The organism is Cellulomonas sp. PhB143 (genome assembly GCF_003752595.1).
GTDB lineage: Bacteria > Actinomycetota > Actinomycetes > Actinomycetales > Cellulomonadaceae > Paraoerskovia.
Genome location: NZ_RKIJ01000009.1, coordinates 363,086 through 383,181 on the forward strand (window position 1 = coordinate 363,086; position 20,096 = coordinate 383,181).

Genomic DNA, 20,096 nt, shown 5'->3' on the forward strand with positions numbered 1-20,096 from the left:
GTCAGGCCGGGTCGTCGAGCCGCGGGAACAGCGACTCGCCCTTGGTGACCGTCGTGCCCGCGGGCAGCGCCCCGAACACGCCCGCCCCCGCGACCGGCTGCGCCGCGAGCTGCCCGAGCGGCACCTCCGCGCCGAGCGAGTCCCACAGCTTCTGCGCGACCTTCGGCATCACGGGGTGCAGCAGCACCGCCAGCGAGCGCAGCGCCTCCGCCGCGGTGACCAGCACCGTGGCGACCCGACCGCCCTGCGGGAGGACGCCGTCGTCGTCCTTCTCCGTCTTGACGACCTTCCAGGGCTCCTGCTCGGTGAGGTAGAGGTTCGTCGCGTCGACGAGCGTCCACACCGCGTTGATCGCCTCGTGGATGGCGATGCGGTCGATCGCGGCCTCGGCGTCGGCCACCGCCTTCGCGGCGACGGCCTCGAGCGCGCGCTCCGCGTCGGTCGACGGGCCGGCCTCGGGCAGCGCGCCGCCGAAGTTCTTGCCGATCATCGCCGCGACGCGCGAGGCCAGGTTGCCGAACCCGTTCGCGAGCTCGGCCGTGTAGCGCGCCGAGATGTCCTCCCACGAGAACGACCCGTCGCCGCCGAACGCGATCGCGCGCATGAAGTAGTAGCGGAACGCGTCGGAGCCGAAGTGGTCGGTGATCTGCGCCGGCGCGATCCCCGTGAGCTTGGACTTGCTCATCTTCTCGCCGCCGACGAGCAGCCAGCCGTGCGCGAACACCGTGGTGGGCAGCGGCAGCCCCGCGGCCATGAGCATCGCGGGCCAGATCACCGCGTGGAACCGCAGGATGTCCTTGCCCACGAGGTGCACGTCCGCCGGCCAGGTGCGCTCGAACAGCGCCCGCTCCTGCGGGTCGTCGCTGCCGTAGCCGACGGCGGTCATGTAGTTGAGCAGCGCGTCGAACCACACGTAGAGCACGTGCTTGTCGTCCCAGGGGATCGGCACGCCCCAGTCGAAGGTCGAGCGGGAGATCGACAGGTCCTGCAGGCCCTGGCGGACGAACCCGACGACCTCGTTGCGCGCCGAGGCCGGCTGCACGAACTCGGGGTGCTGGTCGTAGAACGCGAGCAGCCGCTCGGTGTACGCGCTCATCCGGAAGAAGTAGTTCTGCTCCGCGAGCATCTCGACCGGGCGCCCGTGGATGGGGCACAGCTTCTCGCCCTCGTACTCGCCGGTGCCGTCGATGAGGTCGCCCGGGAGCTTGTACTCCTCGCAGCCCACGCAGTACGGGCCCTCGTACGAGCCGGCGTAGATCTCGCCCTTGTCGTACAGGTCCTGGATGAACGCCTGTACGCGCGTGGTGTGCCGCTCCTGGGTGGTGCGGATGAAGTCGTCGTTGGAGGCGTCGATGGTCTCCAGGACCGGCTTCCACTCCGCCTCGACCAGGCCGTCCGCCCACTCCTGCGGGCTGACGCCGTTCGCCTCGGCGGTGCGCAGCACCTTCTGGCCGTGCTCGTCGGTCCCCGTCAGGAACCAGACGTCCTCCTGGCGCTGGCGGTGCCAGCGCGTGATCACGTCCGCCGCGACGGTCGTGTACGCGTGCCCGATGTGCGGGGCGTCGTTCACGTAGTAGATGGGGGTCGTCAGGTAGAACGCCTTGGCGTCGGGCGCAGGCGTGGGCACGGGAGCGTCGGGCATGGGCCCATCGTAGTTGCGCCCGCTCAGTCCGCGATGCTCACTCTCAGCAGCCGGTCGTCGCCGTCGCGCGGGTCGCCGCGGCCGTCCGTGTTGTTGGTCAGCACGTACAGCGTGCGGCCCGACGCGTCGGCCGGGTCCGCCAGGACGGCGCGCAGCCGGCCGTGGTCGCCCTCGAGCAGGGACTGCGGCTCGCCGAACGTCAGGCCGCCCGCCCGGCCCTGCCCGTCGAGGGCGCCGTCCGGGTCGGCCGCCCAGGGCACGCGCCACAGCCGCTCGCCGCGCAGGGCGGCGAGGTAGACGGCGTCGGGCACGACGGCGATCCCGCTCGGGCTGGCCTCGTCCGTCGTCCACTGCTCGACGGGGTCGGTGAACCCGGCGTCCGCGGCGTCGTCACCGCCCACGCCCTCGACGTCGGGCCAGCCGTAGTTCTGGCCGCGCCCGATCACGTTGAGCTCGTCGTAGGTGTCCTGGCCGAACTCGGCGGCGATCATCACGCCGTCCGCCGTCCAGCCCAGGCCCTGGGGGTTGCGGTGGCCGAGGCTCCACACGGGCGAGCCGTCCCGCGCGCCGGCCGGGTCGCCGTCGGGCGTGATCCGCAGGATCTTGCCGCCCAGGGAGTCCGGGTCCTGCGCGCGCGACGGCTCGTGGGCGTCGCCCGCCGTGACGTACAGGTCCCCGTCGGGGCCGAACGCGAGGCGGCCGCCGTCGTGGTTGGCGGCCTTCGGGATGCCGTCCAGGACGGTGGTGAGATCGCGGAGCACGGGGTCCGTGCCGGTGACGTCGAGCGTCCCGCGCAGGACGGCGTTGCCGTCCCCGCCCGTCCGGTAGACGTACACGAGCGAGTCGTCCGCGTACGACGGCGACAGCGCCACCCCGAGCAGGCCCGCCTCGCCGTCCGGACGGGTCCCGTCCGCGAGCCGGCGGGCGCCGGACCCTCCGACGTCCGTCACCGACCCGGCGGACGGGTCGACCACGACCATGCTGCCACCGCGCAGGGTGAGCACGAGGCGCCCGTCGGGCAGGGCGTCGATCCCCCACGGGACGTCCAGGCCGTCGACGACGGTCGTGGCCGACGCCGTGACCTCGCCCGGCATGGACGGCGTGGCGCTGGTGGTCGGCGTCGGGGCGGGAGTCGACGCGTCCGGCGACGCCTCGGGGGCCGGCGCGTCCTGGCTCGGGGAGGCGCTCGCCGGGGTCTGCGGCGCGGGAGCCTGCGCGGGGCCGCCCGCGTCGCAGGCGCCGAGCGTCAGCGCGAGGGCGGTCGCGGCGGCGAGCGCCGGCCCGGCCGCCCGCCGGGCCGGCCCGCGACGGAGCGGTCCGGCCACCATCGAGCCATCGTAGGGACACGACGACGCCCTCGCCCGGGAGGGGCGAGGGCGTCGTCGGGCAGGCGCACGACCGGGGCGTCAGCGCCCGAGGTAGCGCTCCACGTACGCGCTGAACTTCGCGGCGGCGTCGGCCGGGGTCGCGGAGCCGAGCTGGACGACGTCGAGGTCGCTGTGCTCGGGCTCCATCACGCTGAAGCGCACCCGCTTGGAGCTGAAGCGCGCAACGATCGAGGTCTGGTCGAGGCCGACCGTCTCGCTGCCGCGGGCCCGGACGACGAAGATCTCCGGCCCGGTCGCGAAGACCTGGACCTCGCGGCCGTCGAACGCGCGGCCGATGGCGGTGACGGCCGACTGCGCGTCGTCCTCGGGGACCTTGTGCTTGACGAGACCGGCGACCGCGGGGCGCGAGTAGTGGTCGAACTCCCAGGCGTCCCGCCCGGGGTACTCGAACCGTGTCCGGACAGCAGTCTCGATGCTCATCGTCCACCTCTCGTCTCGGTGCGCCGCCGCACGGGCGACGGCACGTCGTGGACGTGCCGGGGTCCGCACGGAGGTGTGGTCGACGCGACGGGCGCTGCGCACCGTTCGGTGGCGCGCACGCGATCGCGACATACCAACGTTATCGCCGTTCCGGTGCGCGCGTCCAGGAATCGTGGCGGGCCTCACACCCTGCACGTCCCGCCGAGAAGTCGAAAACCGCCCCTGGATTCGACGAATCAGGGGCCATTTTCGACTTCTCGGCGGACGGGGGCGGGGCGCCCGTCAGAGGCGGGTCAGCCCCCGCTTGAGCCCCCGCACGGCCTGCCCGATCCGGTGCTCGTTCTCGATCAGCGCGAAGCGCACGAACCCCTCGCCCCCGTGGCCGAACCCGACGCCCGGCGAGACCGCGACGTCGCACGCCTCGACCAGGTGCTGGGCGAACTCGATCGAGCCCATGTCCCGGTACGGCTCGGGGATGCGCGCCCACGCGAACATCGTCCCGCCCGGGCGGTGGATCTCCCAGCCGATCCGGTCGAGCCCGTCGCACAGCGCGTCACGCCGCGACTCGTACACCTCCGAGACCTCCGCCGGGTACTCGGTGGCCTCGTTGAGCGTCACCGTCGCCGCGATCTGGATGGGCTGGAACGTGCCGTAGTCGAGGTAGCTCTTGAGCTTCGCGAGGGCGCCGACGACGTCGCGCCGCCCCACGAGGAACGCCACCCGCCAGCCCGCCATGGAGAACGACTTGGTCATCGAGTACAGCTCGACCGCGACCTCCTTGGCACCGTCGCACTCCATGATCGAGGGCGGGCGGACGCCGTCGAACGTCATGTCCGCGTACGCGAGGTCGTGGACCAGGACGACGTCGCGCTCCTGGGCCCAGTCGACGAGCCGCTGCAGGTCCGCCTTGGTGGCCACCGTCGTCGTCGGGTTGTGCGGGAACGACAGGACGACGACGCGCGGGCGCGGCCAGCCGTACTCCCACGCCTCCATGACCCGGTCGATGTACCCGGCGGCGTCGGTCCCGTCGCCGATGTCGACCTGCCGGGCGTCGGCGCCCGCGAAGTACGGGCCCCAGATGTGGATCGGGTAGCTGGGCGTCGGGACGATCGCCGCGTCCCCGGGCTGCAGCAGCACCCACATGAGGTGGCTGAAGCCTTCCTTCGCGCCGATGGTCGAGATGATCTCCGTGTCCGGGTCGAGCGTGACGCCGAAGCGCCGCTGGTAGAGCGCGGCGGCCGCCTCGCGCAGCTTGGGGATGCCGCGCGAGGCGGAGTACCGGTGGTTGCGCGTGTTGTGCGCCGCCTCGGCGAGCTTGTCCACGGCGATCTGCGGGCTCGGCAGGTCGGGGTTGCCGAACCCGAGGTCGACGACGTCGCGGCCCGCGCGCCGCGCCTCCTGCTTGAGGCCGTCGATGATCGTGAACACGTACGGGGGCAGTCCGGGGATGCGCCGGAACTCCATCTCGCGAGGCATGCGGCTCAGGCTAGCCCCGGGCCTGGATCGGCGTGCGCCGCGGTGGCATCGTGGACGCATGAGCACCCCTGCCGAGCCCCGGCCCGCCCGCGCGCTGCTGGTGGTCGACGTCCAGCCGACGTTCTGCGAGGGCGGCGCCCTGCCCGTCGAGGGCGGGGACGCCGTCGCGCACCGCGTCGCCGCCTGGGCGGCCGGCCGGCGCGGGGACTACGCCCTCGTCGTGACGACGCAGGACTGGCACGTCGACCCGGGCGCGCACTTCGCGACGCCGCCCGCCGAGCCCGACTACGTCGACACGTGGCCGCCGCACGGCGTCGCGGGGACCGCGGAGGCCGAGCTCCACCCCGCGCTCGCGGACCTGCGCCCCGACGCGAGCGTGCGCAAGGGCGCGTACGAGGCCGCGTACTCGGGCTTCGAGGGGGTGGACGACGGCGGTCGGCCGCTCGCGGACATCCTCGCCCGCGCGGGGGTCGGGTCGGTCGACGTGGTCGGCCTCGCGGAGTCGCACTGCGTGCGGGCGACGGCGCTCGACGCGCAGCGGCTCGGGCTCGACACGACGGTGCTGACGGACCTCACCGCGCCGGTCACGCCGGAGGCGGGCGCGGCGGCGCGCGAGGAGCTGGCGGCCGCGGGCGTGCGGCTGCAGCGGTCGACGGACCGCTGACCCCGTCCGCCCCGCACCCAGCCCGCCAGCCCGCCAGCCCGCCGAGAAGTCGAAAACGGCCCCTGTTTCGTCCGAAACAGGGGCCGTTTTCGACTTCTCGGCGGCGCGGGCGTCGGCGGGCGTCGGCGGGCGTCGGCGGGCGTCGGCGGTCCGGAGGTCAGCCCTTGCGCGCCGCGAGCGCCGCCCCGTACAGGTCCCGCTTCGGGACGCCCGCGGCCTCCGCCACGGCGGCGACCGCGTCCTTGAGCCGCTCCCCGGCGTCGGCCCGGGACAGCACCTCCGCGACGAGGTCGGCCTCCGACGCCGCCTCCCGCGCGGGCGCCCCGGCGACGACGACGCAGATCTCGCCCCGCAGCTGCGCCTCGGCCGCGCGCGCGGCCAGCTCCCCGAGCCCGCCGCGCAGCACCTCCTCGTACGTCTTGGTCAGCTCGCGGCAGACGGCGGCGCCCCGGCCGGGCCCGAACGCCTCGGCCATCGCCGCGAGCGTGTCCGCGATGCGGTGCGGCGCCTCGAAGAACACCATCGTGCGCGGCTCGCGGGCCAGCGCCCCGAGGGCCCGCGCCCGCTCCCCCGGCTTGCGGGGCGGGAACCCCTCGAAGCAGAACCGGTCCGTCGGCAGCCCCGAGAGCGCGAGCGCGGTGAGCACGGCGCTCGGGCCGGGCGCCGCGGTGACGGGCAGACCGCGCTCGACGGCGCGCGTGACGATCCGGTACCCCGGGTCCGAGACGCTGGGCATCCCCGCGTCCGTCATGATCGCCACCGTCCCGCCGCCCTCGACGACGTCGAGCAGCTCGTCGGCCCGCGCCGACTCGTTGTGCTCGTGGTAGCTGACCACCCGCGCGCCGACGCTCACCCCGAGCCGCCCGGCGAGGCCGTGCAGCCGGCGCGTGTCCTCGGCAGCGATCACGTCCGCGGTCTCGATGAGGCCCCGCAGGCGCGGCGACGCGTCCTCGGTGTTGCCGATGGGGGTGCCCGCCAGCACCAGGGCACCGCGCCCGCCGGGCGCCGCGCTCCCGGCCCGGCCCGCGTCGTCGTCCGTCATGGGACCACTCTGGCACGGGCGGGCCGCCCGGCCGGCCGTCAGGGCGACCCCCTAGCATGACGGCGTGCAGACAGAGCCCTCCGCCGGCGCGGCAGACGCCCCAGACCGGGCAGACGCCGCGGAGCCGACCCCCCCGGCAGAGCCCGCGGAGCCCGCAGCACCCGCGGAGCCGCCCCTGAGCCACCGCGACCGCCTGCTCCTCGCGCTGCTCGGCGCGCGTCGCCTGGCCCTGGGCTCGACCCCGAACGACCGCCTGTGGGGCTGGCTCGGCCCGCTCCTGGTCGGCCTGGTCGCCGGCGTGCTGCGCTTCTGGCACCTGGCCCACCCGCACCAGCTCGTTTTCGACGAGACGTACTACGTCAAGGACGCCTGGACGCTGTGGCACCTCGGCTACGAAGGCAGCTGGCCCGACGACCCGAACCCCGCGTTCGAGTCGGGCGACGTCGACGGCTACTCGGACGCGCCGTCGTACGTCGTCCACCCGCAGGTGGGCAAGTGGATGATCGCGCTCGGCATGGCGATCACGGGCGCCGAGAGCTCGTTCGGCTGGCGCCTGACGGTCGCCGTGGTGGGGACGGTCGCCGTCGTGCTCCTCGCGCGCCTGGCGCGGCGCCTCTTCGCCTCGACCGCGATGGGCATCGTCGCGGGCGCGCTGCTCGCCGTCGACGGCGAGGCCATCGTGCACTCCCGCACCGCGCTGCTCGACGGCATCCTCATGTTCTGGGTGCTGGTGGGCTTCTGGTGCCTGATCCGGGATCGGGACCAGGCCCGACGACGTCTGGCGGACCGGTGCGCCGCCGTCCTCGACGCGGGGGGCACGCTCGAGCGGTACGGGCCCCGGCTGGGCTGGCGCTGGTGGCGGTTCGCGGCGGCCGTGTCCCTGGGGCTGGCGTGCGGGGTCAAGTGGTCGGGCATCTACTACGTGGCGGCGTTCGCCGTCGTCTCCGTGCTGTGGGACGCGAGCGCCCGGCGCCGCGCGGGCATCCGCCGCTGGTGGGAGGACGCGCTGCTCGTCGACGCGATCCCGGCCGCCCTGGTGATGGTCCCGACGGCGCTGCTCGCGTACGTCGCCTCGTGGTGGTCCTGGTTCGCGTCCTCCAACGGCTACATGCGCCAGTGGGCCGTGGAGCGCCCGGGCGCGGGCGTGACGTGGCTGCCGGAGACGCTGCGCTCGTTCTGGCAGTACCACGTGACGATGTGGAACTTCCACACGACCCTCGACTCCGCCCACCCGTACGCCGCGAACCCGTGGGGGTGGCCGCTGCAGCTGCGGCCCACCTCCTACTACTTCGAGTCGCTCGACGACGGCACGGGCACCTGCGGCGCGGACCGCTGCGTCGAGGCCGTGACGTCGATCGGCAACCCCCTGCTGTGGTGGGCGGCGGCGCTGGCGGTCCTCGCGGCGGTGTGGTTCATGGTGGGCCGCCGGGACTGGCGCGCGACCGGCATCGTCGCGGGCGTCGTCGCCGGCTGGGTGCCGTGGCTGCTGACGCCCCACCGGACGATGTTCACCTTCTACTCGGTCGTCTTCCTGCCGTACATGATCCTGGCGCTCGTGCTCGCGATGACGGTCGCGCTCGAGCGCACGGAGGGCAGACCGGGTCCCCGCCGCGTCGTGCGGTGGTCGATCGGGGCCCTGCTCGTCGCGATCGTCGCGGTCAGCGCGTTCTTCTACCCGATCTGGGCGGGCTGGGACGTCAGCTACGCGTTCTGGCACGCCCACATGTGGCTGCAGAGCTGGATCTGAGCGCCCCGCCGGCCGGGCGCGCTGCGCAGCGCTACCAGTCGACCTGCGGCGAGGCGTAGTACGGCACGCCGTCGCGCCGCCACCGTTCGCCCGCGCGGGCCACGCGGGCGCGGAACCCCTCCCAGTCGCGCCGGGCCGGGTCCGTCCAGGCGACCTCGGCCACGGCGAGCAGACGGGGCAGCAGCATCGTCAGGAGCTCGTCGAGCGTCTGGATCCGCTCCGTCCACACCGCGGCCTCGACGCCCACGACGGACTGCGGCGGCAGGCCCGCGACGACGTCCGCGGGGTCCCAGTCGTACGCGTCACGCAGCTCCACGAGCCCGGCCCACTCCTGGCCGAGCGGGAACCCGGCGACGGGCTTCATGTCGAGGTAGGCCCGGTCCGCGGGCGAGAGCAGGAAGCGCGTGCCGCGCTCGGCCGCCGCGACGAGCGCCGCGTGGTCGGTGGCGTTCGTGTCCCAGAACTGCACCAGCGTCCCCGGGCGGAGCGGGGCGTGCGCGGCCTCCTGCCAGGCGACCGGCGTCTTGCCGTGCTCCACGACGAGGCGCTCCGCGAGCTCGACGAACCGCGCGTACTCCGGGGCCGCCATGCGGTGCACCTCGTCGCCGCCGACGTGCAGGTGCTCGCCGCGGGTCATCGCCGCGAGGTCGCCGAGGACGTCGCGCAGGAACGGCTCCGTCGCCGGCAGGTCGATGCTCAGGCCGGAGAACCCGACCTCGATGCCGCGGTAGGCGTCGGTGGGCACGCCGTCGGGCCGGAGGTCGCCGTAGACGTGCGTGGCGGCGTTGGTGTGGCCGGGCAGGTCGACCTCGGGGACGACGACGACGCCCCGTGCGGCCGCGTAGTCCTGCAGCGTCTCGTACTGCGCGACGGTGAGGAACCCGCCGGGCCCGCCGCCCACCTGGGTCCCCGACCCGCGGGCCGTCAGCTCCGGGCGCGAGGGGATCTCGATGCGCCAGCCCTGGTCGTCCGTCAGGTGCAGGTGCAGCACGTTCAGGCGCAGGTCGGCCGCGAGGTCGACCACCCGCTCCAGGGCCGTGGGCCCGAAGAAGTTGCGGGCGACGTCGACCGAGAGCCCGCGCCACGCGTAGCGCGGGGCGTCGTGCACGACGACGGGTCCCGCCCCGGGAGCCCCGCCCTCGCCGCCGAGCTCCACGAGCCGGCACAGGGTCGTGATCGCGTGGTGCAGGCCGCGGGCGTCCGCGGCCCGGGCGACCGCGCGGCCGTCCGCCACCGTGAGGCTGTACCGCTCGAGGGACGCGGAGCCGGCGGGGCCGGCGTCGTCGTCGAGCAGGAGCGTGACCGTCCCAGGGTCCGGCTCCCCGGCGTCGTGGGTGCCGGGGTCGGCGACCGTCACCGGCGCCCCGGCCGCGCGACCGAGGCGCTCGGCGGCGACCTGCGCGAGCCGCGCCGGGACGCCCGGTCCGGGGACGACGACGGTCGGCCGCGCCAGACCGGGGGCGCCCGCCGGCCCGGGTTCGACGACGGCGGGCAGGGGGATGATCGGGGCCACGCGCACACGGTCGCAGCATCGGGCCGGGCGGTCAACGACGGCTGGGGCCGGAGGCGCCCAGGTCGGCGAGCTGCGCGACGCTCAAAGCGCAGAGGCGACCGCGGGCATGCCAAGGACCGCGCGAGGTCAGACGGTGCCCGCGAGCTCCAAGCCCAGGCCGAAGAGCACGAAGAACATCGGCATCCAGAGCACGATCAGCAACCACCCGCGCGCAGCGAGGCGTAGCCGCTCGTGCCGTCCGGATCGCTGGAAGTCGTGGTCGTCCAACATCCGGAAGCCGTCGTCGAACCAGAGGTTGGAGCCTGACAGGATCGCCCATCCCCTCCGGGAACGAAGCAGCACGAGATGGGTGTCCGAGCCCCGACCTGGCAGCATCGCTCGCCACGTCGCCACGCCGGCCAGCTCGACGGTTCGTCGTCCGAGCACCGTGGGTACCGACAGCCGACCGCCCTCACGGACCGCCAGCGCCGACGAGCCGACTGGCAGGAGGATCACCGGCAGCACGAGGCACGTTGCGAACAAGAGCACCCCAGCAAGGCCCGGCAGCCACGCCGTGGTGAAGCCGGACTCGTCGAGCGGCGCCGTGCCCCACGCGTCCTGCGTCTTGTGGCTCCAGACCAGCACGGCGATCGTGACGACCGGCAGCACTCGCCCGAGGACGAGCAGGGCGCGTGCCACGACGACGCGCGCGCTACCGCGGTCTTCCTGCGGCGCGTCGTCGTCCACCTCGTGAACGTGGCGGCCGTGTGCTTCTGCCACGGAATGACTTCTCGGTCAGACGAGCTGGAGGCGGCGCGGAAGAGCTCCACCGGACGGGAACAGCTCGTTCTCCTCGGCGGACGCGAACCCGGCGAGGCGTGCGATCTCGGCATCCGAGAGTCCGCGGGCTCTCAGAGACTCCGCGATATGGCGGGTCAGCCGCGGGATCTCCGGCGTCAGCTCGTCGCTCGCGGGTTCGTGCGTCCGCATGCCGCGCGAGCTCAGGACCTTGTAGAGCGAGGTCCTCTGCGTCGACGAGAGCACGCCGAGGTGCTGGGCGCGCTCGATGATCGCCTGCATGGACACACCCCAGTACCTCTTGAGCTCTACGAGGCGTTCGAGCGTCAGACGCGCGCGGAGCATCGGCCTGATCTCGTCGGCGGGCATGAAGAGCTCGGCAGCAAAGCGGTTCGCCTGGACCTCGACATCGTCATCGACATACGTGGTGTGGAGGACGAGGTGCCCGAACTCGTGGCCGAGCGTGAGCCTCTTGCGGTCGGTGGGCGTGCCGACATTGACGAGGACGATCGGATACGCCCCCGACCACTGTGACAACCCGTCCACCCGTGCAGACGGTCCGAAGTCTTGCTCGATGACGATGACCCCGGCTGCGTCGAGCCACGTGCTGAGCGAGTGGACCGGCCCCACGGGCATGCGCCACTGAGCACGCACCATCCGCGCCGCGGCCTCGGGCTCGGTCGCGACGGGATCGAAGGTCGGCACGTGAAGCTCGGCACTCATGCTGACCTCGTCCATCAGCCGCGCCGTGTGCAGGCGAAGCATGTTGAGCCGTGCCTCAAGCTCCCGCCAGACGGTCGGCTTCGCCGTCGCGCGCCGACGCATGTGCGCTCCGACGGCGATGCCGCCCTCCATCCGGCCGTGGTGCTCCAGAAGAGCCGGGGCGACCCCGAGCGCGCGGGCCAGCCTCTCCAGCACAATCGGTTCGGGAGTGCGCAGGTCGTGCTCGTAGCGCGACAGCGCAGCCTGGGTCACCTCGGCGGCTCGAGCGAGATCTTCTTGTCTCAGTCCTCGGGCTCGGCGAGCAGTCGCAAGGACCTCACCGACACCGTTCACCGTGCGCCTCTCTCGTCGCCACGCTGGCTGGCGGCCAGGTCGATCTGCGGAAGAGTCGGCAGGATCGGCGTGTAGCGCAGCGGGGCCACGCCACCAGCCGCGTCGGCGTCCACCTCGACGGCCCAGACCACGTTCTCTTTGCCCTCGCGGTACGAGATGACCGGCGCACCCACCTCACCGGTGGCGGCCACCCAGCGATACCCCGCAGCCAGCGGCACCTCTTCCAGCCCCTCGAGTGCGACAACGGCACCGCCCCAGAACTCGAGGTCGGACGGAGTCGGGTACGAGCTGATCTTGTCGTCCTCCGAGTGTCTCTTGACCCGCACCTTGAAGGTGCGTCCGAGAGCCGTCACGATCCGCACCTCACGGAAAGGCTCCCCTGTGCGGAACTCGATCCCGTCGACGCCGTCGAGATCGGCAGTCAGGTGATCCCAGATGCGCGCGTGGACGATGCCGGCGACCTCGCGCTGGAACATGCTCTGGAGCCACTCAGGTCTCCATGTGCGCAGTTCGCGGAGATCGCTCCCGGCAGCGGAGGTCGCGCGGACCAGAGCGAGCGGGAACTTGTCCCCGAGCTCCTGAAGGACGATGTCGGAGTCACGCGGCGAGAACATGCCCGAAAATATACCAGCGGCCATGCCGACATCCTGGAAGCCAGGCCGGGCAACGTCGACCTGCGTCTCCTCGGAACCGGGGGCCGATTCGTCGAGTCTGAGCAGGGCTCGATGAGAGATCGTGGAGCGCAGGGACGTGCACGATGCCGCACACCGCGGCCGCCAAGCACGAAACCCCCGTCTTCCCAGACCATTTGGCCTGGTCAGACGAGGGTTTCTCGGGTGGAGCTAGGGGGATTCGAACCCCCGACCTTCTCATTGCGAACGAGACGCGCTACCAACTGCGCCATAGCCCCAAGGCGGTGCCTACGTTAGCACCCCACCCCGCCGATCGTGGAATCCGGTGGTGTCACGCGGGTCACGCGGATCACTGCCCGGACGCCCGCCGGCGGGCGAGGATCTCGTTGAGGTTGAGGCCGAGCGTGTCCGTGCGCGGGTGGGACTCGCCGCCGCTCGTCGCCCTCGCCGCCTCCGCCGTCGCGCCGACGGCGGGCGCCTCGGGGACGTCCGCCGGCGCCGGGGCCGGAGCGGCCTCGGCGACGCGCGGCGCGGCCCCGGTCTCGGGCAGCGGCGCGGGCTCGCGGCGCGGGGCCGCGGGCTTCATCGTGTAGGTCGGGCGAGGCACGGGCACGGGGTTCCATGCACGGCCCAGGTCGTCGGCCACAGCAGTCTCGGGCTCGGGAGCCGCGGAACCCGCAGGCTTCGCCGCCACGGGCTCGGACTCGGCACGCTCGGTCTCGCGCCGGACGTCGTCCGCCGCACGCCGCGCCTCCGCGGTCGCGATGGTCTCGGTCCGAGTCGCGTCGGCGCCCCGGGGATCGTCGTGCGCCTCGTCGCGCAGCCGCTCCCCCGCGGCGACCGGCGAGGCCACGCGGGGGATCATCTGCGTCGTCACGTGCGAGGCGTGCACCGCGCGGCCGGTCACGCGATGCCCGCGCGGGGCGGCGGGAGCGCCGGAGAGACCCCGCGCGACGCGGGCCGCGTGCCGGGCACGGTGCTCGGCGAGCCACACCTCGTCCGCCTGGCGCGCCGCCGCGGCGGCGTTGCGGCCGAGCACGAGGACGCCGGCGAGCAGCGCGGTCGGCACCAGCGCGACGGCCCACAGCAGTGCGCCCGCGCCGACGGCGACCCACGCGGCGACCGTGCACAGCAGCAGCACGAGGCTGAGGGCCGCGCGTCGCCGCGCCGCCGCGGACCGCCGCTCGAGCATCGCGAGGCGCGCCGGCGAGGGCGACGGCAGCCGCGCCTCACGCGGGCCACGCCCTCCGCGAGGATCTGCTCCGGCCGGGACCGGGACGACGTCGGGCACCCGTCCCCCGGCCCGCTCCACGTCCTGGTCACCCATGGCTCCACCCTCCGTCCGGTCGCCGATCATCAGGAGCGGCTCCGCCGCGCCGAGCGCCGGCGACCCGCCCGCACCCGGGGCGCTCAGCGCCCGCCGGGCCCGCGCACCCGTCCCGTCCGTGGCACCCGCCACCGCCAGCACCCGCAGGGTCCCGGAGAACCGGTCGCCGAGCCGCGAGTCGAGCAGCTGCTGGCGGTGCTGCACGCGCGCCGGCACGAGGTACGCGAGCCAGAGCACCACCAGCGCGACTGCGACGAGGCCGGCGGACGAGTTCACACGACGACGGTAGGCGAGGGCGTCGGTCACGATCGGGACGCCCGACGGCGTGTCGTGCGTCGGGACTCGCGCTCGGGCTGGTGCGGCTCAGCGCGGCGCCCACAGCGCCCGGGCGCGCGGCAGGAGCCCGCCGGGCACCTCCTCGGCCGTGAGCGCGAACGAACGGTGGTCGCGCCAGTCGCCGCGGATGTGCAGGAACCGCTCCCGCAGGCCCTCGTCGCGCAGCGCCAGCTTCTCCACGACCCGCAGGCTCGCCCGGTTCTCGGGGCGGATGTTGATCTCGACGCGGTGCAGCCCGACGACCGAGAAGCAGTAGTCGCTGACCATGGCGACCGCCGTCGGGATGACGTTGCGCCCGGCGACGTGCTCCCCCACCCAGTACCCGATGCTCGCCGACGACAGCGAGCCGTGCGTGATGCTCGAGACGGTCACCTGCCCGACGAGCTCGCCCTCGAGGTCGACCGCGAACGGCAGCGCCGTTCCCGCGCGGCCCTGGGCCGCGAGGATGCGCACGTACTCGGCGAACGTCGGGGCGGGGCTGTCGTCCGGGTGCGGGGCGGTCGCCTCCCACTCCTCCAGCCACGCGGCGTTGCGCGTGCGCAGGTCCATCCAGTCGTCGCCGTCCCGGCGGTGCAGCGGCCGCAGCACCAGGTGGCCGACGGGCATGTCCTCGGCGAGCACGACGGGCCACGTCCGCGCGAGCCGGCCCCGCAGCGGCCGCGGGACGCGCGACCCCTTCGACGGCTGGGACATGCTCGACTCGCTCTCGTCCGCTCCGCGGGTCTCGCGGATCGCCGGGCCCCACGCGGGGCGGACCGGTCGCCCCGGCTCCGCCGTGCAGCATAAGCCAGCCGCCGCCACGACACCCGGGAGCGGGACCCGAGACCCGGGGGCACCGCCTTCCGGTACAGGCGTACCGTTGTCCGGTCCTGCCAGCCCTGAGGAGAAGTGATGGAACCGCAGCTGCAGTCCGTGCTCGACGACGTCCTGCGTCGCAACCCCGGCGAGGTGGAGTTCCACCAGGCCGTGCGCGAGGTGTTCGACTCCCTCGCCCCCGTGCTGCGCAAGCACCCGCAGTACGTCGAGGCAGCGGTGCTCGAGCGCGTCTGCGAGCCCGAGCGGCAGATCATCTTCCGGGTGCCGTGGGTCGACGACGCCGGACAGGTCCGGATCAACCGCGGCTTCCGGGTGGAGTTCAGCTCCGCGCTCGGGCCCTACAAGGGCGGCCTGCGCTTCCACCCGTCGGTGTACCTGGGGATCGTGAAGTTCCTCGGCTTCGAGCAGATCTTCAAGAACTCGCTCACCGGCATGCCCATCGGCGGCGGCAAGGGCGGCTCGGACTTCGACCCGCGCGGGCGCTCCGAGGGCGAGGTGATGCGGTTCTGCCAGTCCTTCATGACGGAGCTCTACCGGCACATCGGCCAGTACACGGACGTGCCCGCCGGGGACATCGGCGTCGGCGGCCGCGAGATCGGTTACCTGTTCGGCCAGTACAAGCGGATCACCAACCGCTACGAGTCGGGCGTGCTCACCGGCAAGGGCGTCAGCTGGGGCGGCTCGCTCGTGCGCACCGAGGCCACGGGGTACGGCACGGTCCTGTTCGCCGAGCGCATGCTCGCCACGACCGGTCGGGACCTCGACGCCCGCCGCGTGACGGTGTCCGGCTCCGGCAACGTCGCCGTGCACGCCGTCGCCAAGGCGCAGCAGCTCGGCGCTCACGTGGTCGCTTTCTCCGACTCCTCCGGCTACGTCGTCGACGAGGCCGGCGTCGACCTCGCGCTGCTGCGGCAGGTGAAGGAGGTCGACCGGGGCCGGGTGGCGGACTACGCCGCGCAGCGCCCGGGCGCCCGCCTCGTCACCGACGGCTCGATCTGGGACGTGCCCACCGACGTCGCCCTGCCGTGCGCCACCCAGAACGAGCTGGACGAGAAGGCCGCGCGGCAGCTCGTCGCCCACGGCGTCGTCGCCGTCGCCGAGGGCGCCAACATGCCCACCACGCCCGGCGCGGTCGCGCTGCTGCAGGACGCCGGCGTGCTCTTCGCCCCGGGCAAGGCCGCGAACGCCGGGGGCGTCGCGACGTCGGCCCTGGAGATGCAGCAGAACGCGTCGCGGGACGCGTGGTCGTTCGAGTACACCGAGGACCGGCTCGCGCGGACCATGGCTGGCATCCACGACCGCTGCGTCGAGACCGCCGAGGAGTACGGGGCACCGGGCAACTACGTGCTCGGCGCGAACATCGCCGGCTTCACCAAGGTCGCGGACGCGATGATCGCCCTCGGCGTCGTCTGACGAGCACGGGCGCGAGGTTTGCGACAATGTGCACCATGAGCGGTGCAGCGCAGCCCTACCCGACGATGATGTCCGAGGACCCCGAAGAGGCGAAGATCGAGCTGCGCCGCGCCATCCGCGCGGCCCGGACCGAGCGCTCGCCGCGGCTGCGCGTGGAGGCGTCGGCCCTGATCGCCGACGTCGTCGGCACCATCCCGGCGGTCGCCGACGCCGCGTGCGTGGCGAGCTACGCCGCGCGCCCGACCGAGCCGGGCACGGCCGTGCTGCACGAGCGCCTCGCCGCGCGCGGCACGCGGGTCCTGCTGCCCGCGCTCGGCGCGGGCCTGAGCCGCGACTGGGCCGAGTTCGCCGGGACCGACGACCTGCAGGTGCGCGCCCCCGGCCGCCCGCCCGAGCCGAGCACGCCGACGCTGCCCGGCGACACGGTGCGCGAGGCCGACGTCGTCATCGCGCCGGCGCTGGCCGTCGACGCCTCCGGGGTGCGCCTCGGGCAGGGCGGCGGCTGGTACGACCGCGCGCTCGAGGACGTGCGCGACGGCGTCCTGATCGTCGCCGTCGTTTTCCCCACCGAGATCTACGACGCCGAGCACCCGCTGCCGCGCGAGCCGCACGACCGCCCGGTGCACGCCGTCGCGACGCCCGACGGCTGGTGGATGCTCTGACCCGTCAGGGCTCGAGCACCAGGGTGTCGTCGGTCGCCGAGGCGACGGCCTCGCGCCCGAACGGCCAGGCGAACGTCTTCCCGTTCGCCCACGCCTCGAGCTGGTCCGTGTAGTGGTCCGACGCCGGGTGTCCCGAGACCCCGGTCACGGTGACCCAGGAGGACCGGTCGAGGTCGCCGAGGTCGACGACCATCCGCATCGAGGGTCCCGTGGTCGCCGCGAAGCCTTCCGCCGCGTCCCACCCGATCGCGTCGACGACCGACGGGCTGCCCGGCAGCTGGACCGCGTCCGGGTTGACGATGCCGCGCACGAACGTCGGCGTGGCGTCGCCGCCGAGCACCGGGTGCTTCAGCGAGAGCTGGTGCAGGCGGCCCCAGTCCCAGTCGTCGGTGCGCTTGCCGAGCTCGGTCGTGAGCTCGAGCCGGGCGGTGACCATCGCCTTCTTGAGCACCTCGTCGCGCGTCTCGACCAGACCGAGCGTCGTGCGGTCGTCCCAGAACGCGTCCCGCGGCTTCTCCATGAGCCCCTGGACGACGGCGAGCCACCGGCTGTCGCCCGACGGCCGCATGGACGCGGGCACGTCGTCCCAGAAGGTGAGCTGGAGGATGTTGCGCCAGACCGCCGCGAAGTAGGCGGCCGCCGAGGAGTCCTCGTCCGTGCGGTAGTCCCACGAGGCGAGCAGCTTCTGCCCGTCCGCGTCGAACCCGTGGCCGATGTCCAGCTTGAGCAGCGTCGGCACGAGCGCGTCCGCGAACGGGCTCCAGTCGTCGAGCTGCATCTGCTGCATGGTGGCGACGCTGACCGGTCGCTTCGCGTCGACCTCCTTCTGCAGGAGGGTGCGGATGCGCTGCGAGCGGTAGCCGTAGTCCCAGTCGTTCGTCAGGAACGGGCCCCGGCCGCGCGGCTCGACGGCCTGGTTCGCCGCGACGAGGAACCCCTCGGCGGGGTCGACGACGCGCGGCATGTCGTCCGGGTCGACGTAGCCCTGCCAGTCGTAGCGGCTGTCCCAGCCCGGGCGCGGCCAGGAGCCGTCGCTCGGCACGGGCCCGGCGACCGTCCGGCGGACCGGGACCTTGCCCGGGGCCTGGTAGCCGATGTCCCCGTCGACGGTCGCGAAGACGATGTTCTGCGCGGGGACGTCGAACTGCTTCGCGGCCGCGCGGATGTCGTGGGCGGTCGAGGACCGGTCGATCGCGAACACGGCGTCGGCCGTGTGGCCCGGGTCGAGGGCCGTCCAGCGCAGCGAGACGGCGCGGTCGCCGATCTGCTCGTCGGAGCCCGGAGCGCGCACGGCGGCGTCGGTCCCGTCCAGGGCTCCCGAGACGATCGGGCCGTGCACCGTGCTGCGCACGTCGATGGTCACCGGGTCGGAGCCGGCCACCCGGATCGTCTCCTTGCGGGTCTCCAGCGGGACCCACTTCCCGTCGCGCAGGTAGTCCTCGCCCTGGACGCGCTCGACGAAGAAGTCCGTGACGTCGGCGCCCATGTTCGTCAGGCCCCACGCGAGCTGGCCGTTGTGCCCGATCATCACGCCCGGGAAGCCCGCGAAGGAGAAGCCGGAGACGTCGTAGCCGCAGTCGGGGCCGACGGAGGTGCAGTGCAGCCCCACCTGTGCCCAGATGCTCGGCACGCCGAGGGCGAGGTGCGGGTCGTTCGCCAGCAGCGGCTTGCCCGACGCCGTGTGCTCGCCGGCGACCACCCACGAGTTGGAGCCCGACGCGTCGCCGCGCCCGACGAGCTCGGGGATCGCCGCGAGCGCCTTCTCGGCGGAGGAGACGGCGGAGGTCAGCGCGTGCGTGCCGAGGTCGTCCGAGATCCCGGCGTCCCGCGCCGAGGTGGCGCTCGCGCCCGCGACGTCGGTGCCGTCCAGGATCGGGGCGTTCGCCACCCCGTCGTACTGCGGGAAGAGCTCGTCGACCTTGTCGACGTCGCGCAGCGTGGAGTAGGACAGGGCGCGGTCCAGCTCGTCGTCGTAGTTGCCGCGCAGGTCCCACGCCATCGCCTTGAGCCACGCCAACGAGTCGACGGGGTCCCACCGCTCCGGGTCGTCGAGGTCGACCTGCATGCCGAGCACCGTGTACTCGACCGCGGTCTCGCCCATGCTGCGCCCGTCGAGGTAGGCGTTGACGCCCTGCGCGTAGGACTGGAGGTTCGCCTTGGTCGAGTCGTCGAGCAGGTCCCACTCCTGCTGGGCGACGTGCCGCCACCCGAGGGTCCGCGTGACCTTGTCGGCGTCGATCGCCTCGGGGACGTCGCCGACCAGCTCGGCCAGGCGGCCCGCCGTCACGTGGCGGCGGTAGTCCATCTCGAAGAAGCGGTCCTGCGCCTGGACGTAGCCCTGGGCCATGAACAGGTCGTGGTCGCTGGAGGCGTAGACGTCCGGCACGCCCTGCGCGTCGCGGCGCACGGTGACCTGGGACTCCAGGCCGGCGACGTCGAGCGAGCCGTCCGTCGTCGGGAGCGGACGGCGCAGCACGACCACGGAGAAGACCGTCACGGCGACCAGCGCGAGGACCACGACGACCGCGACGGTGGTCACGCCGACACGGAGCACGGATCGGGTCCGTCCCGCGTCCGGGGCGGACGGGGCGCTGGGCGGGAGGTCGGCGGACACGGTGCGAGACTACCCCGGCGTCCCCCGTCGTATGATTGGCACTCCGCCTGCCGGAGTGCCAGTGCTCCGGGGGCCGCCGGCCGCCGCGCAGCAGCCGGGAACCACGTCGCTCGACACCATCGGGAGGGTCCGTGCCGACCTATGCCTACGCCTGCACGGCGTGCGACCACCGCTTCGACATCCACCAGTCGTTCACGGACGACGCGCTGACGACCTGCCCCGTGTGCGGCGGGCGCCTGCGCAAGGTCTTCTCGTCGGTGGGCGTGACGTTCAAGGGCTCCGGCTTCTATCGCACCGACTCCCGCTCGGGCTCCGGTTCGCGGTCCGGCGGCGGCTCGACCACCGCCAAGAGCGGGTCGAAGGACGGCGGCTCCGGCTCCTCGTCCGGCTCGGGCTCCTCCGGCTCCGGCTCCTCCTCCGGCGGGTCCGGCAGCAGCACGTCGGGCTCGGGGTCGAGCTCGTCGCCCTCCGGCGCCAGCAGCTCCTCGAGCTCGAGCTCGCCCTCCGACTGATCGGCGTCCGGCGCTTCCTCGGGAGCGCCGGACGGCGCGGGCCGGGGCGGTCCCCAGGC

At 73.7% G+C, this 20,096-nt stretch carries 17 protein-coding genes and 1 tRNA gene; 5 read left to right on the forward strand and 13 right to left on the reverse strand.

Annotation, left to right across the window (positions count from 1 at the left end; genetic code table 11):
• Window position 1: 1 nt before the first annotated feature.
• The 4 genes from metG to EDF32_RS03070 form a co-directional block, all read right to left on the reverse strand.
• On the reverse strand, window positions 2-1,642 hold the full coding sequence (gene metG, locus EDF32_RS03055) for a methionine--tRNA ligase (protein WP_123307034.1): 1,641 nt from the start codon (window positions 1,640-1,642) through the stop codon (window positions 2-4).
• Between the two features lie 23 nt (window positions 1,643-1,665).
• Window positions 1,666-2,970: a sorbosone dehydrogenase family protein gene (locus EDF32_RS03060; RefSeq protein WP_123307035.1), complete on the reverse strand. Its 1,305-nt coding sequence runs from the start codon at window positions 2,968-2,970 to the stop codon at window positions 1,666-1,668.
• Window positions 2,971-3,048: 78 nt separating this feature from the next.
• Window positions 3,049-3,450: a hypothetical protein gene (locus EDF32_RS03065; protein ID WP_123307036.1), complete on the reverse strand. Its 402-nt coding sequence runs from the start codon at window positions 3,448-3,450 to the stop codon at window positions 3,049-3,051.
• A 282-nt stretch (window positions 3,451-3,732) separates the two neighbouring features.
• A complete protein-coding gene (locus tag EDF32_RS03070; protein WP_199734803.1) occupies window positions 3,733-4,926 on the reverse strand; it encodes an aminotransferase class I/II-fold pyridoxal phosphate-dependent enzyme in 1,194 nt (397 codons plus the stop codon).
• Between the two features lie 58 nt (window positions 4,927-4,984).
• Between EDF32_RS03070 and EDF32_RS03075 the strand changes: the two genes are divergently transcribed.
• The gene (locus EDF32_RS03075; protein ID WP_123307037.1) at window positions 4,985-5,590 is read left to right on the forward strand and encodes an isochorismatase family protein; all 606 of its coding nucleotides are present in this window, start codon (window positions 4,985-4,987) and stop codon (window positions 5,588-5,590) included.
• 157 nt (window positions 5,591-5,747) lie between these two features.
• Here EDF32_RS03075 and rsmI read toward each other — a convergent pair whose 3' ends face one another.
• Entirely contained in the window at window positions 5,748-6,632 is an 885-nt protein-coding gene (gene rsmI / locus EDF32_RS03080) for a 16S rRNA (cytidine(1402)-2'-O)-methyltransferase (RefSeq protein WP_123307038.1), read from the reverse strand.
• 64 nt (window positions 6,633-6,696) lie between these two features.
• Here rsmI and EDF32_RS03085 point away from each other — a divergent pair, with 64 nt between their 5' ends.
• On the forward strand, window positions 6,697-8,379 hold the full coding sequence (locus tag EDF32_RS03085) for a dolichyl-phosphate-mannose--protein mannosyltransferase (protein ID WP_123307039.1): 1,683 nt from the start codon (window positions 6,697-6,699) through the stop codon (window positions 8,377-8,379).
• A gap of 31 nt (window positions 8,380-8,410) precedes the next feature.
• Here the strand turns inward: EDF32_RS03085 and EDF32_RS03090 are convergent, their stop codons facing one another.
• From EDF32_RS03090 to EDF32_RS03120, 7 genes are all read right to left on the reverse strand, one after another.
• A complete protein-coding gene (locus EDF32_RS03090; protein WP_123307040.1) occupies window positions 8,411-9,892 on the reverse strand; it encodes a family 20 glycosylhydrolase in 1,482 nt (493 codons plus the stop codon).
• 126 nt (window positions 9,893-10,018) lie between these two features.
• A complete protein-coding gene (locus EDF32_RS03095) occupies window positions 10,019-10,618 on the reverse strand; it encodes a hypothetical protein (RefSeq protein WP_123307041.1) in 600 nt (199 codons plus the stop codon).
• Between the two features lie 48 nt (window positions 10,619-10,666).
• Entirely contained in the window at window positions 10,667-11,725 is a 1,059-nt protein-coding gene (locus EDF32_RS03100) for an ImmA/IrrE family metallo-endopeptidase (RefSeq protein WP_123307042.1), read from the reverse strand.
• Window positions 11,722-12,363, reverse strand: coding sequence for a hypothetical protein (locus EDF32_RS03105; protein WP_123307043.1), 642 nt, complete (start codon window positions 12,361-12,363; stop codon window positions 11,722-11,724). The genes EDF32_RS03100 and EDF32_RS03105 overlap by 4 nt, the downstream gene beginning before the upstream one ends.
• 199 nt (window positions 12,364-12,562) lie before the next feature.
• A tRNA-Ala gene (locus EDF32_RS03110) sits at window positions 12,563-12,635 on the reverse strand.
• A 71-nt stretch (window positions 12,636-12,706) separates the two neighbouring features.
• Window positions 12,707-13,960, reverse strand: coding sequence for a hypothetical protein (locus tag EDF32_RS03115; RefSeq protein WP_123307249.1), 1,254 nt, complete (start codon window positions 13,958-13,960; stop codon window positions 12,707-12,709).
• An 87-nt stretch (window positions 13,961-14,047) separates the two neighbouring features.
• Window positions 14,048-14,713 carry a GNAT family N-acetyltransferase gene (locus EDF32_RS03120; protein ID WP_123307044.1) on the reverse strand — a complete coding sequence of 222 codons (666 nt, stop codon included), beginning with the start codon at window positions 14,711-14,713 and terminating at the stop codon, window positions 14,048-14,050.
• Window positions 14,714-14,911: 198 nt separating this feature from the next.
• Between EDF32_RS03120 and gdhA the strand changes: the two genes are divergently transcribed.
• Together gdhA and EDF32_RS03130 are read left to right on the forward strand one after the other, a co-directional pair.
• Entirely contained in the window at window positions 14,912-16,249 is a 1,338-nt protein-coding gene (gdhA, locus tag EDF32_RS03125; protein WP_123307045.1) for an NADP-specific glutamate dehydrogenase, read from the forward strand.
• A gap of 35 nt (window positions 16,250-16,284) precedes the next feature.
• Window positions 16,285-16,911, forward strand: coding sequence for a 5-formyltetrahydrofolate cyclo-ligase (locus EDF32_RS03130; protein WP_123307046.1), 627 nt, complete (start codon window positions 16,285-16,287; stop codon window positions 16,909-16,911).
• A 4-nt stretch (window positions 16,912-16,915) separates the two neighbouring features.
• Here EDF32_RS03130 and EDF32_RS03135 read toward each other — a convergent pair whose 3' ends face one another.
• Window positions 16,916-19,525 (reverse strand): penicillin acylase family protein, encoded by a 2,610-nt coding sequence (locus tag EDF32_RS03135; protein ID WP_123307047.1) that lies wholly within the window; start codon window positions 19,523-19,525, stop codon window positions 16,916-16,918.
• A gap of 131 nt (window positions 19,526-19,656) precedes the next feature.
• Here EDF32_RS03135 and EDF32_RS03140 point away from each other — a divergent pair, with 131 nt between their 5' ends.
• The gene (locus tag EDF32_RS03140) at window positions 19,657-20,037 is read left to right on the forward strand and encodes an FmdB family zinc ribbon protein (protein WP_123307048.1); all 381 of its coding nucleotides are present in this window, start codon (window positions 19,657-19,659) and stop codon (window positions 20,035-20,037) included.
• Window positions 20,038-20,096: the final 59 nt, after the last annotated feature.